The following is a 17,108-nucleotide window of genomic DNA, read 5'->3' as shown; positions in this document are numbered from 1 at the left end:
GTATAATTTTGCGATTTGTGACAGGCCCGCACGTTGCAAGTTGTGAGCAACAGACAAGGAAATCGTATGTTTCTGGAGAAAATCAAAACCCCTGGCCTCTCGCACCTTTCCTATATCATCGGCTCGGGCGGACAGGCAGCGGTCATCGATCCGCGCCGGGACTGCGAGATCTATGTCGAAAAGGCGCGGGCCGAAGGACTGGAGATAACGCACATCTTCGAAACCCATCGCAATGAGGATCTGATCAGCGGCTCGCCGATCTTGGCCGATTTGACAGGAGCCAAGGTCTATCACGGGCCCAACGCGGCAGGCGAGATCGTTTTTGCCAATACCGCACGCGAGGGCGATTGTTTCGAGCTGGGTCAATTGCGGATCGAGGTGCTGGAAACACCTGGACACACCGACGATCATCTCGCTTTCATCATCCATGACGGCGAATATTCCGAGGGACCGGTCGGCGTCTTTACCGGCGATGCCCTGTTTGTCGGCGATGTCGGGCGCACCGATTTCTATCCCGAGCGCAAGGAAGAGGTCGCAGGCCTTCTGTTCGACTCACTGCAGAAACTTTGCGGCCTCGGCGATCAGGCGATTATCTACCCGGCGCATGGTGCGGGCTCGGTCTGCGGGTCGGGAATGGCGGATCGGGAATTCTCGACAATCGGCCACGAGCGACGCAACAACCCTCGCCTGCGCATCTCCGACCGCGACGAGTTCATCAAGGCGAAGGTGGCAGAACACCACCACCAACCTCCCTATTTCCGGCTGATGGAACGGCTTAACCTCGAAGGGGCCGATGCCGCGCCGCGGGTCATACGACCAAGGCGCTTAGGGCTGGGAGAGCTTGACGAGATCGAAGCCGATCACTTGGTCGATGTGCGCGAGCCGCTCGCCTACGCTGCCGGCCATCTGCCGGGTGCCATGTGCCTTCCGGTGGGAATGATACCGGCCTTTGCCGGATGGTTTCTCAGTGAAGGCGACAGGATCGCCCTCATCGCTTCCGAGGAAGACCAGCTAGCCCAGGCCATGGCCCATCTGGTGCGTATCGGTCTCGATAATGTTGTCGGCGGCTATGTCGGCGTGGTTCCAGCTGCCGCACAGGGCAAAGCGATGCGCAGCATTCCCATGATCGGCACAAAAGAAATCGCGCGCAGGCTCGATCAAGACAGCGGCGAGTGGACCTTGCTCGACGTGCGCGACGCGGACGAACGGCAAGTAGCAAGGATCGACGGGTCAGCACATATCTATGTCGGTGAGCTCAACACGCGGTGGGAAGATCTCGACCGCGACCGCCATTACACGCTGATGTGCGCGAGCGGTATGCGGGCGAGCGTTGCTGCGGGCTGGCTGGCAAGCCAGGGCTTCAAGCGCCTCGACATCTATCTCGGCTCCATGGGCGCTTGGAAAAAACGCGTATAGCTGAAGTTTGGCCTCTCAGACTTCGAGGCGCAGACCCCGCAGCCGCAGCGCATTGCCTATCACCGATACGGAAGAGAGGCTCATGGCTGCGGCCGCAATCATCGGGCTGAGCAGCACTCCGAAGAAGGGATACAGCACGCCTGCCGCGACCGGGATGCCGAGTGTGTTGTAAGCGAAGGCGAAAAACAGGTTCTGCCGGATGTTGCGCATCGTCCCACGCGACAGCACGATGGCCTGCACCACTCCTGTCAGGTCGCCGCGAACCAGCGTCACGCCGGCGCTTTCGATTGCGACATCGGTGCCGGTGCCCATGGCAATGCCGACATCGGCGGCGGCCAGTGCAGGCGCATCGTTGATCCCGTCCCCTGCCATGCCGACGCGGCGACCTTGCGCTTTCAGCTCTTCGATCTTGCGGTGCTTGTCTTCGGGCGAGACATTCGCATGCACTTCATCGATTTTCATTTCGCGCGCGACCGCTTCGGCAGTGCTGCGGCTGTCGCCCGTCAGCATAACGACCCGGATGTCGCGCTTGTGCAGCGCCGCAATAGCCGCTGCGCTGGTAGGCTTGATCGGATCGGCCACCGCGATAAGGCCTGCCGGCCGGCCATCGAACGCAACGAACATCACCGTCTGACCCTGCTTGCGACCATTTTCGGCCGAGCCCAGCCAGGCCTCGTCATTGATCCCGACGCGCCGCATCATCTTCTCATTTCCGATCGCAACACGGCGGTCCTGGACGTTGGCTTCAACGCCTTCCCCAGTCGTCGAAGCGAGATCCGTGGCATTGGCAGGAGAAACGCCGCGCGTCCGCGCGCCCTCGACAATGGCATAGGCCAGCGGATGTTCGCTCCCCATTTCGACACCTGCCACCGCAGCCAGGAAATCGCTTTCCTTGATGTCATCTGCCGGCGTCACCGCCACCAAATCGGGTTTGCCCATCGTCAGCGTGCCGGTCTTGTCGACCACCAGCGTATCGATTTTCTCGAGTGTCTCCAGCGCCTCGGCATTGCGGATCAGAATCCCGTGCTGGGCACCCTTGCCTGTGCCCGTCATGATCGACATCGGCGTAGCGAGACCGAGCGCACAGGGACAGGCGATGATCAGGACTGCAATGGCATTGACCAGCGCATAGGCAAGCGCTGGTGCGGGCCCCCAGATTCCCCATACCACGAAGGTGGCGATGGCTATCACCACCACCGCAGGCACGAACCAGCCCGCCACCTGATCTGCCAGTCGCTGGATCGGTGCGCGGCTGCGCTGCGCCTCGGCCACCATCTGGACGATCTTGGACAGCATCGTGTCTTTGCCCACACCGGTCGCGCGCATGACGAACCCGCCAGTCTGGTTGACCGTGCCGCCAATGACTGTGTCGCCAGCCTGTTTGGCGACCGGCAGCGGTTCGCCGCTGATCATGGATTCGTCGATGGCGCTCGATCCCTCTTCGATCTCGCCATCGACCGGAACCTTATCGCCCGGTCGAACGCGCAGACGATCGCCTGTGGCCAGCTGGTCGAGCGGCACCTCGCGCTCATCGCCGGAGCCGAAGATCTTGACCGCGCTGGGCGGCGCCAATTCGAGCAATGCGCGCAAAGCGCTCGAGGTCGAGCCTCTTGCCTTGAGCTCGAGGACCTGTCCGAGCAAAACGAGTGTGGTTATGACCGCTGCCGCCTCGAAATAGATCCCGACCCGTCCCGAATGGTCGCGGAACGCCGCAGGGAACAGATCGGGCGCGACCGTCGCCACCACGCTGAACAGATAGGCGATGGCAACGCCAAACCCGATCAGCGTGAACATGTTGAGATTGCGCGTCTTGAGCGACTGGACGGCCCGAACGAAGAACGGCCAGGCTCCCCAAAGAACAACCGGTGTGGCAAGGGCAAACTGCGCCCATTGCGCCCAGGCAGGTTCGATCAGCCGGTCGAAACTGAGCCCCGGTGCCATGTCGCTCATCGCGTAGACGAACAAAGGCAGCGTGAGCAGCGCGCTCCACCCGAACCTACGCCGCATGTCGACCAGTTCGGGATCGGGGCCATCGTCTAGCGAAACCGTTTCCGGTTCGAGCGCCATGCCGCAAATCGGGCATGAACCCGGCCCGGGCTGGCGGATTTCAGGGTGCATCGGGCAGGTGTAGATCGTGCCTTCGGGCACATCCTCGACCGCGTCGAGATGCGCGCCCGAGAGATAGAGCTCGGGATCGGTGACGAACTTGTCGTGACATCGCGGCGAACAAAAATAGTGCTCGGCCCCCGCATGCTTCGCGATATGCTCTGCTCCGTCGATCGCTACGCTCATGCCGCAGACGGGATCGATGGCGGTGCCTTCGAGCAAGCTTGCGTCCGTGCTCATCGCTCTTCCTTTCTCACTCTACAGCAGACCTCTTACAGCCTTGTGCCGAATACCTTCGAATTGCCGTCACGATACCAGATTCCGGTCGCCCCGCATCTCATTGGGCGGCACCAGGTTTGCCAGGCACCACCCAACCGACTCACTGCTTCGTGATCGACGTGATCACATTGCCTTCAGAACCAGTACGAAATTCAAAGGCAATTCCCTCACCGACGCTTACTTCGCTGCGCAGTTGTTCATCGGCTCCAAAAGCCATGGTCATCGCAGGCCATTCGATCGCCGGGACCGGACCGTGGTCGACGGTTATCGTGCCCGCTTCGGCATCGATTGCAGTGACCGTGCCTTCTGCGTTGGCGGTTTGCATTCCGCTGCCAGGTTCCATCATCGGCATATCTTCGCCGTCCATCATTTCATTCTCTGCCATCGGCATGTCGTTCATCTGGGCAGTGTCCTGGCCAGAATCGCAGGCCGCCATCGCCAGCGGAAGGGCCAGTAGGCTCATGAGGGTTGTGGTACGCATTCTTCTTCTCCTTGGGGTTGGGTTGGCCGTTCGGGCCGGGGGCGCCGCATCAACAAATATGCGGCGGGGATAACGAACATCGAAAGCAGCGGTGCGGTGATCATGCCGCCCACCATCGGCGCGGCGATGCGGCTCATGACCTCCGAACCTGCGCCGGTTCCAATGAGGATAGGGAAGAGACCGGCAAGAATGACGGCCACGGTCATCGCCTTGGGACGCACGCGCAGAAGAGCACCCTCCCTGATGGCTTCGCCCACGCCGTCCGCATCGAGGGCACCGCTGCGCCGGGCCAGCGCAGACTTGAGGTAGATCAGCATGATGACGCCGAACTCGGCAGACACACCGGCAAGCGCAATAAAACCCACCGATGTCGCAACAGACTGGTTGTAGCCCATCAGATAGAGCAGCCAGAAGCCGCCGGTGAGGGCAAAGGGCAGTGTGCCCATAACAAGTAGCGCTTCGTCGAAGCGGCGGAAGATCAGGTACAGCAAAACGAAGATGATGCCGAGCGTCGCGGGAACGACGACCTGCAACCGCTCATTGGCGCGGGTGAGATATTCAAACTGGCCCGCGTAAGAGATGCTCACACCGGCAGGCAGATCGACGCCCTCTGACACCGCCTCCTGAAGATCGCTTACGACCGAAGTAAGATCGCGCCCGCGCGTGTCGACATAGACCACGCTGATAAGACGGCCCTGCTCATTCTTGAGCATGGGGGGGCCATCGCTGACGCTCACCTGCGCTACGGTGCCGAGCGTAATTTGCTGGCCAGAGGGGGTTAGCAAAGGCAGCGCGCGCAGTTCTCCGAGACTGTCGCGGATCTCGCGCGGATAGCGGACATTGATAGGATATCGCGCCAATCCTTCGACTGTCCGTCCGATATTCGCGCCGCCGATCGCGCCTGACACAATTTGCTGAACATCGGCGATATTCAGCCCGAAACGCGCCGCAGCGACCCGGTCGATGTCCACATCGACATAGCGGCCTCCCGAAAGACGCTCTGCCAATGCGGAGCTGACGCCAGGAACCTGTTTTGCGACATTCTCGACCTGCAAAGCTACGCGCTCGATTTCGGCAAGGTCCTCGCCGGACACTTTCACGCCGATCGGGCTTTTGATACCGGTCGCGAGCATATCGATGCGGTTGCGGATCGGGGGCACCCAGACATTGGCGAGTCCCGGCACCTGCACAGCACGATCGAGCTCGTCGACGAGCTTCTCTGGCGTCATGCCCGGCCGCCAGTCTTCGCGCGGCTTGAACCGGATGGTTGTCTCGAACATCGTGAGCGGCGCGGGGTCGGTCGCTGTATCGGCCCGCCCCGCTTTTCCGAAAACGGTGTCGACTTCCGGTACGGATTTGATCAGTCGGTCCGTCCGCTGAAGCAATGCGGACGCTTCACCAGGAGACAGGCCAGGCAGAGCGCTCGGCATGTAGAGGAGATCGCCTTCATCGAGCGGGGGAAGAAATTCTCCTCCAAGACGGGTGAACGGGATCAGCGCTGTAAGGAATACCAGTCCGGCCACAACCAAAGTGGTTTTCGGTCGGCGCATTACCCAATCAAGACCGGGCCGGTAGGCGTTGGTCAGCAAGCGATTGAGGACGTTGGTGTCCTCCTTGGGTATCTTCCCGCGGATCAGCCAGCCCATCAGAACGGGAACCAGCGTCACCGACAGAATGGCGGCCGCCGCCATGGCATAGGTCTTGGTAAAGGCCAGTGGGGAGAAGAGCCGCCCTTCCTGCGCCTGCAGAGTAAACACCGGCAGGAACGATAGGGTTATGATCAGGAGGCTGAAAAACAGCGCTGGCCCCACCTCTTTCGATGCGTCCGCAATCAGTTTCCAGCGCTCATCGTTGGACATCTTCTCGTCGGGATGGTCCTCTTCCCAATGCTCGATATGCTTGTGCGCGTTCTCGATCATGACGATGGCAGCGTCGACCATCGCGCCGATTGCGATGGCGATGCCGCCCAAGGACATGATGTTCGCATCGACCCCCTGGAACCGCATCACGATAAAGGCCGCCAGCACCCCCAATGGAAGCGTGACGATCGCCACCAATGCTGATCGCACATACCACAGGAACAGCGCGCAAACGATCGCGACGATGATAAATTCGGCGATGAGTTTTCCGGTCAGGTTTTCGATCGAGGCGTCGATCAGCTTCGAACGATCATAGGTCGTGACAATCTCGACCCCTTCAGGAAGACTGGCCTGGAGCACGTCGAGCTTCTCTTCGACAGCCGCGATCGTTGCCCGCGCATCCTCGCCTTGTCTAAGCACAACAATACCGCCTGCGACTTCGCCTTCGCCATTGAGTTCGGCGATTCCTCGCCGCATTTCGGGGCCAAGCTGGATCGTGGCGATATCGGATAGAGTAACCGGTATACCGTTCCCGACTGATTTGAGAGGGATCTGCCGGAAGTCGTCGAGAGACGTGAGATAGCCTGAAGCGCGGACCATAAACTCGGCCTCGCCCATTTCGACCACCGATCCGCCAGCCTCTTGATTGGAAGCTTGTATGGCGCGCACGACATCGCTGTAAGTGACGCCAAGCGAAGCCATGCGATAAGGCTCCAGGACGACCTGGTATTGCTTGACCATGCCGCCGACGCTGGCGACCTCTGCGATGCCCGGAATGGTCTGCAGCTCATAGCGCAAGAACCAGTCCTGAAGGCTCCGAAGGCCAGCAAGGTCGCTGTTCCCCGTTCGGTCAACCAGCGCATATTCGTAAATCCAGCCTACGCCCGTCGCGTCCGGCCCGAGCGAGCTGGTCACTCCGTCGGGCAATTCGTTTTGCACCTGGTTGAGATATTCGAGCACGCGCGAACGCGCCCAGTAGAGGTCCGTCCCATCCTCGAAGATCACGTAGACGAAGCTGTCGCCGAACATCGAATAGCCGCGCACTGTTTCCGCGCCCGGCACCGAGAGCATCGTCGTTGCGAGCGGATAGGTGACCTGGTCCTCGACGATGCGCGGAGCTTGCCCCGGATAATTCGACCGCACCACGACCTGCACATCAGACAGATCTGGGATCGCATCGACAGACGTTGCGCGCACCGCCCAGAAGCCGGCGAGCGCGACCGCGAAGGCCGCCAGAACGATGAAAAACCGATTGGCGATCGAGGCATCGATTATGCGCGCGATCATCGGTCGGTCTTCCGAATGGATTCGATGCGCGGACCGGTGTCGTGCTGCGAGAAGGTAAACTCGACCTTGTCGCCCGGTTCAATACCGTCAACTAGAGCGGCGTCGGCGAGGGCGAAGGGCATGACCATGCTTGGCCATTCGAGGGCGGGAACCGGCGCGTGGTTGAGAGTGATCGAAGCACCAGCGATTTTCGTCACTCTTCCCGTAGCGGTGTATGCCCTCATCTTTGGCGAGCCGTCCGACGCCATGCTCATGGTCCCATCGATCGACCTGACGTCGATCCCGCCAAGACTTGCTTCGGAGTCGATCAGGAACTGACCTGAAGTGACGACCTGCTCGCCCTCCGCAAGGCCTGCGAGTATCTCTGTCCTGCCATTCGCTTCGCGCCCGATTTCGACCTCGGCAGGCAGGAACGCGCCTTCATCCTGCTTGAGCATCACGAGATTTCGGCGTCCGGTTCGAATGACCGCCTCCGACGGTACCAGCAAGGCTCGCCGTGTGTCGGGTGAAAGCGACACCTGCGCGAACATCCCTGGTTTCAACCTGCTGCGCGGATTGGGTAGCTCAGCCCGGACGGTGATGGTTCGGCTCGCGGCATCGGCGCTTGGAAGGATGGCAACAATCCGTCCCGCAAATCGCTGATCCGGATACGCTGCCAGGGTCGCACTGATGGGCTGGCCCTGCCGGATATTTGCGGCCTGGGCTTCAGGAACCGAAGCTTCAAGCCATATCGGCGAAAAGCCCGTAATCTCGGCCAAAGTCTGACCTTCCATTACAGTCATGCCGGAGCGCACCCCAAGCATTGTTACGGCACCGCCCACCGGAGCCGTGACGGTGATCGTGTTTTGGGCTCTGCGTGTGCGTTCGACCGATGCGATCATTGCGTCGTTCATTCCAAGCAATCGCATGCGCTGCCGCATCGCATCTGCCAGCGCCCGATCGCCAGTATTGAGCACAGCAATGTACTCGCGCTGCGCGCCGCCCCAATCAGGGACCAAAATATCGACGATCGGAGCGCCGCGACTGACGACATCGTCCTGCGTAAGGCCATAGGTGCGTTGGACGTAGCCCCCCGCGCGCGGCTGGACGATAGCTATATCCCTGCTGTTGTATGCGAGGACACCCGTAACGGTGATCTCCGGTTCGAGAACGCCGAACTCGGCTGCTGCGGTGCGAATTCCGAAATTCTGCACAAGGCCGGGATCAATCCGGACGCCCGCTTCCGCAGCTTCTCCGGCGCACTTGGGAACCAGCATCATGTCCATGAAGGGCGACTTACCGGGCTCGTCAAAACGTTGTCCGGGCACCATCGGATCGTACCAATAAAGCACATCCTCACAGTCAGTATCCGTCGGCGAGCCAGCTCCGCTGCTCTCGCCGCCGAGCATGTGAAGACCGTAGCCAGCAGCCAGGCTGACAAGGGCAATACCTAGCCCAGCCGCAAACATGCGTCGGCGCTGCGTAAATCGTTCGAGCACGGAGTTCATGGCCTGCCCTCCCCGTATGTGAGTTGTAGCTCGACCGCCGCCTGCACGGCCGCCTGTTCGCGTTCGAGAATTTCCAGCTCGAGCAAGGCAAGTGCGGATTTCGCCGCAATCACATCGACGAGATCGGCACGCCCGGCCGCAAAGCTGGCTGTCTCGAGGTCAACGCGGTCACGCGCGAGCGGAAGAAGTTCATCACGCGCGCGGCGCCATTGGCGCATAGTGCTGCGCCAAGTGGCGAGATCGGCTTCGAAATCCGCGACCAGCGCGCGTCTGCGATCCTCGCGTTCGGCCAAAGCGGCAGCGGCATCGGCTTCGGCGGCGGCGATGCGCGGATTCTGCCGCCGGTCGGTGAAGATCGGAAGAGTAATCGACCCCATGACCGACACCGCATCGCCAAACGCCTGGTCGCGACGACCATAGTTGACGCTCACCCCAAAATCCGGCCTCTTTTCAGCGCGAGCGAGCGCGACACCGGCTTCGGCCCGGTCTCGTTCCGCATCGGCCAGAATGAGTTCGGGATTCCCTTCCAGTTCGAAGCGAAGCTGGTTTTCATCCAGAGCCGCCGTGGGAGCCTCACCCAAGGCAACCGGGTCAGGGAACGGTATGTATCGGGAAAGCTGCGCTTGCGCCGTCTCGCGCTCGGCCTCGATCGACGTCGCTGCATCCTCGATCCCAAGCAATTCGCGCCGTATCACGAGGCTTTCGGCCGGGCGGGCCGAGCCCGACGCAACTGCGCTATTGGCAACAGGGATGAAGGCTCGCAGCTCATCGAGCGCTGTGCTGGCGAGATCGAGGCGTTCTTGCGCGTAGAACAAGCTGACCCAAGCGGTTCCAGCGCTTGCGAGAAGATTGCGCTCCGCCATACCGAGCCGTGCTTCCGCCACCCGAACTTCGGAACTGGCAACGCCATACCTCGCCCGTCGCCGCGCAAGATTGGGTATCTCCTGCTCGATACCGATGGCGACTTGCGTAGGAAGTTGCCGGTCAAGCTCGAACGCCGCGGGTCCGCTTACCGGAAGGTTCATAACCCCTGCGCGTAAACGCGGGTCGGGAAGCTCGTCCGCCGCTTCCGCAGCCTCGCGCCGTGATTGTACACGCAGCGCGCCAGCTTCCAAAACGGGTTGCTCGCCCCGCACCGCTGCAAGTGCTTCCTCGTATCCGACAGACTGCGCTTGCGCAGCTTGCGCGGCGAGCAGTGCCGAAAACGGCACCCAGCCAATTCGCCAATCCATAATTCTCACTCTTTCAAAGCGAACTGGCCGGGAACGACTTCGGCGTACGCGTCAATCGACACGGCGCAAGTCAAGTAATCCGTCAAGCTCGCAAACGGCGCAGAGCACCGCCCGGGAAATGCTAGATGGTGAGTTCGGTTTGTGGAGGCGGAGATTCCGGCGGTCGAGGCTGGCTGTCGAGCCTGTTGGCGCTAGCGGCCAGATACGTAGGCGCAACAGGAAACGGTCCTGCATGCGCCAGTCCCGGACCCGCAAGCGCCAGCGGTGGCAGGCAATTCATGGCTACGAGACAATCGAGGCTCATCTCGCAGCATGAGCCATGCTGTTCGGCCGGGTCCGTTTCGGAAACCATCTGTTCGGGCATCGCGTGTTCAGACATGCCGTGCTCGGCCATGCCTTGCGCCATTTCAGCACAATCAGCCGACCCAGCCATTTCGCTCTGCGGAACGGCCGCCTGCGCAGCAACCTGCACAAGCAGTCCAAAGCTGAAGCAAATCAGGGTCAAGGCGCGAACAAATTTCACGAAGCTGCGATAGTCTGAATAAGGAGCCGAGGCAATCCAGCGGCCAAAATGCAAAATTCGAGCATCATCTTCGGAATTCGTCGCCTTTGATATGTTGGGTGCCCGCTTCCTCATGCTTATCCCTGTGCGCATCGCGAAGGATATCGATCCCGCCATACAGGGCGATGCCAGCAACCGCGATCCCAACCACGAGATCCGGCCAATTTGCGCCTGTAAGCATAACGATGATCCCGGCGACGATGATACCGCCGTTCGATATGAAATCGTTAAAGCTAAACGTGGTCGCTGCGCGCAGATTGACATCCTTTTGCTGAAGCTTCTGGAGCATGCGCAGGCATATGAGGTTCACCACCGCCGCGATGCCCGCCATGGCGATCATCATCAGGCCGCCCGGCTCGGAGCCTTCGATGAAACGCCTGACGGCATCGGCGATAACGCCTCCGGCGAAGACTAGGAGCATAATGCCTGAGAAACGCGCGGCCCCTCGTTTCCAGGATTGCGAACGGGTGAGAGCCAGAAGACTGAGCGCGTAGACAAATGCATCGGATGAATTGTCGAGCCCGTTGGCCAAGAGCGCGTTCGAGTCCGCAAAATAGGCAACGACAAAGAAACCAACCGCGATTGCGACGTTGAGCCACAATACGATCCACAATGTGCGTCGCTTGTCCGCCGAATCCAGATCGAAGTCATCGTTGCAGCTCATACTGGCTTCCCCGTTCTCTCTTTTGTGCCGCCCTTCTCCTTATACGCCAGCAGCCGGAGCGCGTTGGCGACCACGATCAGTGTCGATCCTTCGTGAACCGCGACAGCGGGGCCTATCCCGAGACCGAAAATGGTTGCCGGGATGAGCACGACGACAATTCCGAGACTGACGATCATATTCTGCCGGATGATCGACCGGGTCTGTCGGCTCAGATCGACGGCGAAAGGCAGTCGGGCGAGATCATCGGCCATCAGCGCGACATCGGCTGTCTCCAATGCAACGTCCGATCCGGCAGCCCCCATTGCTATTCCGACCGTTGCGTTCGCCATGGCCGGAGCGTCATTGACCCCGTCTCCGACCATCGCAACCTTGTCCTGGCCGGCAAGCTTGCGGATGGCCTTGACCTTGTCGTCGGGCATGAGATTGCCCCAGGCCTCGTCGAGGCCGACTTCCTTTCCAACCGCATCGGCCACTCTTTGGTCGTCGCCCGAGATCATGATCATTCGGGTGATCCCGAGGCCGCGCAACGCTTCGAGCGTCGCCTTTGCCGCCGCACGCGGCGTGTCGAGCAAGCCGATCGCTCCGAGATCGCGCGTTTCCGAGCGAACGCCCATCGTCGTCCGCCCGCGCTCGCGCATGGACTCTATAGCATCCGACAGTTCGGCACTGAGCGGAGGGACCCCATCTTGCCCGAACATTTCGAGCTTTCCGATCCACACCCGCTCACCGCCGACAAGCGCGGTGATGCCCTTGCCTGTGAAGCTTTCGAGATCGGTTGCTTCGGGCAGAGTCTCATCGCCAAGCCGCTGCTTGCCGTCCCTGACAATCGCCTGTGCCAGGGGATGATCGCTCAGATTTTCAGCCGCCGAAGCAATCGCAAGCAGTTCGTTTTCAGATACACCCTGCGCGGGTTCGACATCGGTAATGCGGGGTTCGCCTTCGGTAAGAGTACCGGTCTTGTCGAACGCGATGGCCTTGAGCGCACCGAGATCCTCGAGCGGCGCGCCGCCCTTTACCAGAATGCCGCTGCGCGCTGCTCTGGCCACTCCGGACAAGACCGCGCTCGGGGTCGCGATCGCCAAAGCGCAGGGGCTGGCAGCCACAAGCACCGCCATCGCCCGGTAGAAACTGTCGCGGAAGGGTTCGTCGATGACGACCCATGCGAAAAGGAGCAGGCCGGCCAGAGCGAGCACGGCAGGCACGAAAATTCGCTCGAAGCGCTGCGTGAAGCGCTGGGTAGGAGATTGCTGAGCCTCGGCTTCGCTCACCATTTGGACGACCTTGGCTAGGGTCGTATCGCTCGATCGCCGGGTCACTTCCACTTCGAGTGCGCCCGATCCGTTGATCGTCCCCGCGAAGACGCGATTGTCATCCGCAAGATTGTCAGGATTGGCGCGCGCAGAAGCGACATCCGAAACCGCGCTCTTGTCGACCGGCACGCTTTCGCCGGTCACCGGAGCCTGATTGATGGCACTGACGCCGTCCAGGATGAAGCCATCAGCCGGAAGGCGTTCGTTCGGACGCACGATTACCACGTCGCCTAGCGCAAGCTCCTCGACCGGGATCTCAACTACGTCAGTTCCGCGCTTTACCCGTGCGGTGTCCGGGGCAAGCCCGGCGAGCGCTTCGATAGCTTTCTTCGCGCGCCCCATCGCGTAGTGTTCGAGCGCGTGGCCGAAACTGAACAGGAACAGCAGTAGCGCGCCTTCGGCCCATTCCCCGAGAAAGGCGGCGCCCGCAGCGGCGACAAGCATGAGGCTGTCGATTTCGAACCGGCGGAGGCGCAAATTGTCCCACGCCTCTCGGAGAGTGAAGAAGCCTCCGAAGAAATATGCCACTATATAACAAGCGAACGGCAGCCAGACCGGATGCCCGTCCCATAGCTTCTCGATCCCGAAGCCGATGGCGAGAAATGCGCCCGAAGCGAGCGAGAAAAAGAGTTCAGTATTAGCGCCGAAGATGCCGCCGTGACTGTGCCCGGAATGATCTTTATCGTCATGGCGGTGTTCTTCAGCATCTCTGGCATTTGCGGCGATTTTGTCGGCCTTGATTGAAACCCCCAGTTCTTGCAGCGCATTGGCAATCGCGGTCTCATCGGTACGCCGGCGGTCGAACTCGGCGACCAGCTTTCCGCTCGCATCGGCATTTGCTTCAAGTACGCCGGATTCGCGGGCTACCAGATCTGCGACCGTCTGCGCCCGGCGCACCGAATTAATGCCCTCGGTTTGCCACACAACATGCCCGTAGCGCCCGGAAATTTCCGCTCCTGCTACGTGCGCAAGTTCTCTGATCCGCGCGATCGTGAGACGATCGGGATCGTAAGATATTGCAAGCTGGGCAGGTGCACTGTTCGATCCTTCAACGACCTCGACCCCATGCACACCTGCCCGCGAACTGAGCAACGACTGCAGCCGAGCGATACATCTGTCGGTGTCGCTCGGAATGTCCGGGAGAAGCGACGATAGTTCGAGTTCGATATTCCGTGTCACTAGCTGTCGCTCCTCGCTGCTGCTGATGTCTCAACCTGGGTCGCGCGCGGTTTTCTCGCGAAGATCAGGCTTACAATGGCAGGCAATACGAACAGGGTGAGCGCGGTGGCGGTGATCAACCCACCAATGACAACCGTAGCCAATGGACGTTGCACTTCGGCCCCGGTTCCCGTCGCAAGCGCCATCGGAACAAAGCCGAGCGATGCAACTAGCGCTGTCATCAACACCGGCCGCAGCCGCGCGATCGCGCCCTCGATGATCGCGTCGCCCAGTTCCAAGCCTTGCTCGAGACGCTGCTTGATCGCTGTGATCATGACGAGGCCGTTCAGCGTCGCAACTCCGGAGAGAGCAATGAACCCCACCGCTGCCGAGATGGAAAAAGGCATGCCGCGCAGAGCCAGGAAAAAGACCCCGCCAGCCAGTGCCATAGGGATTGCGCTGAACACCGCCAGCGCAGGGACCCAACCGCCGACCGCCAAATACAGGAGCAACAAGATGACGCCGAAGGCGAGCGGAACCACGATCAGCAGACGCTGCTGAGCCTGTTGCAGGTTCTGGTACTGACCGCCCCATTCGATGAACGATGCGGACGGCAAATCAACATTCGCGGCAACCTCGGACTGTGCCTGCTCGACGAATGACCCAAGATCACGTTCACGAACGTTGGCGGACACAATCACCAGCCGGCGACCCTGCTCGCGCCGGACCTCGGCCAAGCCATCGATCACCTGAAACTTTGCCACTGCGCGCAACGGCACGGTTCCTCCATTGGGAAGCACGATCGGCAATGATCCGAGCTGGTCGAAGTCATTGCGATTTGCATCCGATAGCCTGACCACGACATCGAAACGTCGATCGCCTTCGAACACCAGCCCTGCGTTTCGACCTCCAAGCGCTATGGCAACGGACTGCGCCACGTCTTCGACCGTGAGGCCGTAGCGCGCAATCGTTGGCCTATCGAAGGCTATATCGAGCGTCGGAAAACCCGAAACCTGCTGGACCTTCACATCGGCCGCGCCCTCGACACCGCGGAGCACGACCGCGACCTGGTTTGCAGCCGCAGTCATGGCCGTGAGATCATCGCCGTAGAGTTTGATCGCGACATCGCCGCGAACGCCTGCGATAAGCTCGTTAAAGCGCAGCTCGATGGGCTGGCTGAATTCATAGAGATTGCCAACGAGATTGCCGAGCGCCTCTTCCATCTCGCTTACAAGTTGATCCTTAGACAGCGAGGGGTCAGGCCATTCTTCGCGCGGTTTGAGGATAACATAGGCATCCGAGATGTTCGGCGGCATGGGGTCGGTCGCGACCTCTGCCGTGCCGGTGCGCGAAAATACCAGCTCAACCTGCGGGAATTGCTTCAATCGCGCTTCAACCTGGCGCTGCATTGTAAGCGACTGCTCCAGTGGGGTGGAAGGAATACGCAATGACTGGACAGCCAGATCACGCTCGTCGAGCTGCGGTGTAAATTCGCTGCCGATGAAGCTGAAGACAAGCGCCGCGAGCGCGAACACGCCGACTCCGGTACCGATGACAGGCCATGGACGGGCAAGCGCTCTGCGCAGCAGCGGACCATAGCGCTCCTTTGTCATTCGGATGGGCTTTGCTTCCTGTTCGTTGATTTTCTTGTTCAGCAAGAGAGCGATCATCGCGGGGACGAACGTGAGCGAGAGGATGAATGCCGAGGCAAGTGCCAGCATCACCGTGATGGCCATGGGCGAAAATGTCTTGCCCTCAACCCCGGTGAAGGTGAGGAGTGGCGCAAAAACCAGAAAGATGATCGCCTGGCCATACACCGTTGGCTTGATCATCTCATGCGCCGCTGCCCGCGTCTCGGCAAGGCGTTCGCGCAGTGTGAGCAAACGTCCCTCGTGCTCCTGCCTTGCGGCGAGGCGCGCGATGCTGTTTTCGACGATGATTACAGCGCCATCGACAATCAGGCCGAAATCAAGCGCACCAAGACTCATCAGATTGCCAGATACGCCAAGCCGGTTCATGCCAATAGCTGCCATCAGCATCGACAAAGGGATGACCAGAGCTGCAATGATCGCGGCGCGGATGTTTCCAAGCAGCAAGAACAAAATAACGATGACGAGAAGCGCGCCCTCGACAAGGTTGTTGCGTACCGTCACGATGGTCGCATCGACGAGTGTCGAACGGTTGTAGACGATCTCCGCCTCAACTCCTGCTGGAAGCGACGACCGTACCTCGTCGAGCCTGTCGGCAGCACCCGCAGCTACGGTGCGGCTGTTTTCGCCTGCGCGCATCAGCACAGTACCCACGACGGCTTCCTCGCCATTCAGCGAGGCTGCACCAGTGCGGAGATCGCCGCCAATCTCGACCGTTGCCACGTCGCCGACGCGGATCGGCACACCTTCGCGCGTTGCCACCACTGCCTGCGCAATGTCTTCTACGGAATTCAGCCGGGAATCGACCCGTGCAAGAAGAGCTTCGCCAGCCCTTTCGACAAAGTTGGCGCCTTCGGCTTGGTTCGCCGCTTCGAGCGCGGTAATCAGCTGGTCGAGCGAAACGCCGTAGCCGTTGAGGCGGTCGGGGTCTGGCTGCACCAGGTACTGCTTCTCAAAGCCACCGATCGAGTCCACGCCCGCCACGCCGTCGGCCGTACGCATCAGCGGCGCGACAACCCAATCCTGTACCGTGCGCAGATAGGCGGCTCTTGCCACCGCCGTGTCCAATCGCTCGCCCCGGTCCGTGAGAAAGCTGCCGTCCTTCTGCCAGCCAACAGCACCACCCTTGGGCGCATCGGTTCCACCCGGATGCTCGAATTCGATGGTATACATCAACACCTCGCCGAGACCGGTTGCAATCGGACCCATTGACGGCTCCGCACCTGCAGGAAGCGAAGAGGCCAGGTTGGCGATCCTCTCTTCGACCTGCGACCGGGCAAAGTAGATGTCGGTGCCTTCTTCGAAGATCGCGGTGACCTGGCTGAAGCCGTTACGCGAGATCGAGCGGGTCATCTCAAGTCCCTCGATACCGGCTAGTCCGGTTTCGACAGGGAAGGTTACCTGCGTTTCGATCTGCGAGGGCGAGAGGGCCGGTGCCTCGGTGTTTATCTGCACCTGAACATTGGTGATGTCCGGCACCGCATCAATCGGCAGTTTTGCTAGATTGAACGCGCCCCAAATGGCAACACCTAGGGCAAGGGCTACGACCGCCCAGCGATTGCGCACCGACCAGTCAAGGACGCCGCCAATCAGGCCATCATGGCTGCTGCGCTCCTCC

At 60.7% G+C, this 17,108-nt stretch carries 10 protein-coding genes; 1 reads left to right on the top strand and 9 read right to left on the bottom strand.

What is annotated here, in order from left to right:
- Positions 1-66: 66 nt before the first annotated feature.
- Positions 67-1,416 carry a rhodanese-like domain-containing protein gene (locus ACG9DO_RS08665; protein WP_173214101.1) on the top strand — a complete coding sequence of 450 codons (1,350 nt, stop codon included), beginning with the start codon at positions 67-69 and terminating at the stop codon, positions 1,414-1,416.
- Positions 1,417-1,431: 15 nt separating this feature from the next.
- On the opposite strand, the gene ACG9DO_RS08660 is transcribed toward ACG9DO_RS08665, so the two are convergent.
- The 9 genes from ACG9DO_RS08660 to ACG9DO_RS08620 all read right to left on the bottom strand — a co-directional run bounded on the left by ACG9DO_RS08660 (position 1,432) and on the right by ACG9DO_RS08620 (position 17,083).
- Positions 1,432-3,762, bottom strand: coding sequence for a heavy metal translocating P-type ATPase (locus ACG9DO_RS08660; RefSeq protein ID WP_173214099.1), 2,331 nt, complete (start codon positions 3,760-3,762; stop codon positions 1,432-1,434).
- 139 nt (positions 3,763-3,901) lie between these two features.
- Positions 3,902-4,264: a copper-binding protein gene (locus ACG9DO_RS08655; RefSeq protein WP_172970324.1), complete on the bottom strand. Its 363-nt coding sequence runs from the start codon at positions 4,262-4,264 to the stop codon at positions 3,902-3,904.
- A complete protein-coding gene (locus tag ACG9DO_RS08650) occupies positions 4,261-7,428 on the bottom strand; it encodes an efflux RND transporter permease subunit (protein WP_152434346.1) in 3,168 nt (1,055 codons plus the stop codon). Before ACG9DO_RS08650 ends, ACG9DO_RS08655 begins: the two co-directional genes overlap by 4 nt.
- On the bottom strand, positions 7,425-8,915 hold the full coding sequence (locus ACG9DO_RS08645; RefSeq protein ID WP_173214097.1) for an efflux RND transporter periplasmic adaptor subunit: 1,491 nt from the start codon (positions 8,913-8,915) through the stop codon (positions 7,425-7,427). Before ACG9DO_RS08645 ends, ACG9DO_RS08650 begins: the two co-directional genes overlap by 4 nt.
- The gene (locus ACG9DO_RS08640) at positions 8,912-10,147 is read right to left on the bottom strand and encodes a TolC family protein (RefSeq protein WP_152434344.1); all 1,236 of its coding nucleotides are present in this window, start codon (positions 10,145-10,147) and stop codon (positions 8,912-8,914) included. Before ACG9DO_RS08640 ends, ACG9DO_RS08645 begins: the two co-directional genes overlap by 4 nt.
- Before the next feature lie 121 nt (positions 10,148-10,268).
- On the bottom strand, positions 10,269-10,670 hold the full coding sequence (locus tag ACG9DO_RS08635) for a hypothetical protein (RefSeq protein WP_271438921.1): 402 nt from the start codon (positions 10,668-10,670) through the stop codon (positions 10,269-10,271).
- Between the two features lie 64 nt (positions 10,671-10,734).
- Positions 10,735-11,373, bottom strand: a complete 639-nt coding sequence (locus ACG9DO_RS08630) for a cation diffusion facilitator family transporter (protein ID WP_152434343.1) — start codon at positions 11,371-11,373, stop codon at positions 10,735-10,737.
- Positions 11,370-13,862 (bottom strand): heavy metal translocating P-type ATPase, encoded by a 2,493-nt coding sequence (locus ACG9DO_RS08625; RefSeq protein ID WP_173214095.1) that lies wholly within the window; start codon positions 13,860-13,862, stop codon positions 11,370-11,372. Before ACG9DO_RS08625 ends, ACG9DO_RS08630 begins: the two co-directional genes overlap by 4 nt.
- Entirely contained in the window at positions 13,862-17,083 is a 3,222-nt protein-coding gene (locus ACG9DO_RS08620; protein ID WP_173216237.1) for an efflux RND transporter permease subunit, read from the bottom strand. Before ACG9DO_RS08620 ends, ACG9DO_RS08625 begins: the two co-directional genes overlap by 1 nt.
- Positions 17,084-17,108: the final 25 nt, after the last annotated feature.

The sequence above is a fragment of the Altererythrobacter sp. GH1-8 genome, from assembly GCF_043702085.1.
GTDB lineage: Bacteria > Pseudomonadota > Alphaproteobacteria > Sphingomonadales > Sphingomonadaceae > Erythrobacter.
Note: the sequence above shows the minus strand (reverse complement) of the source record. Positions and strands in the feature narration are given on the sequence as shown.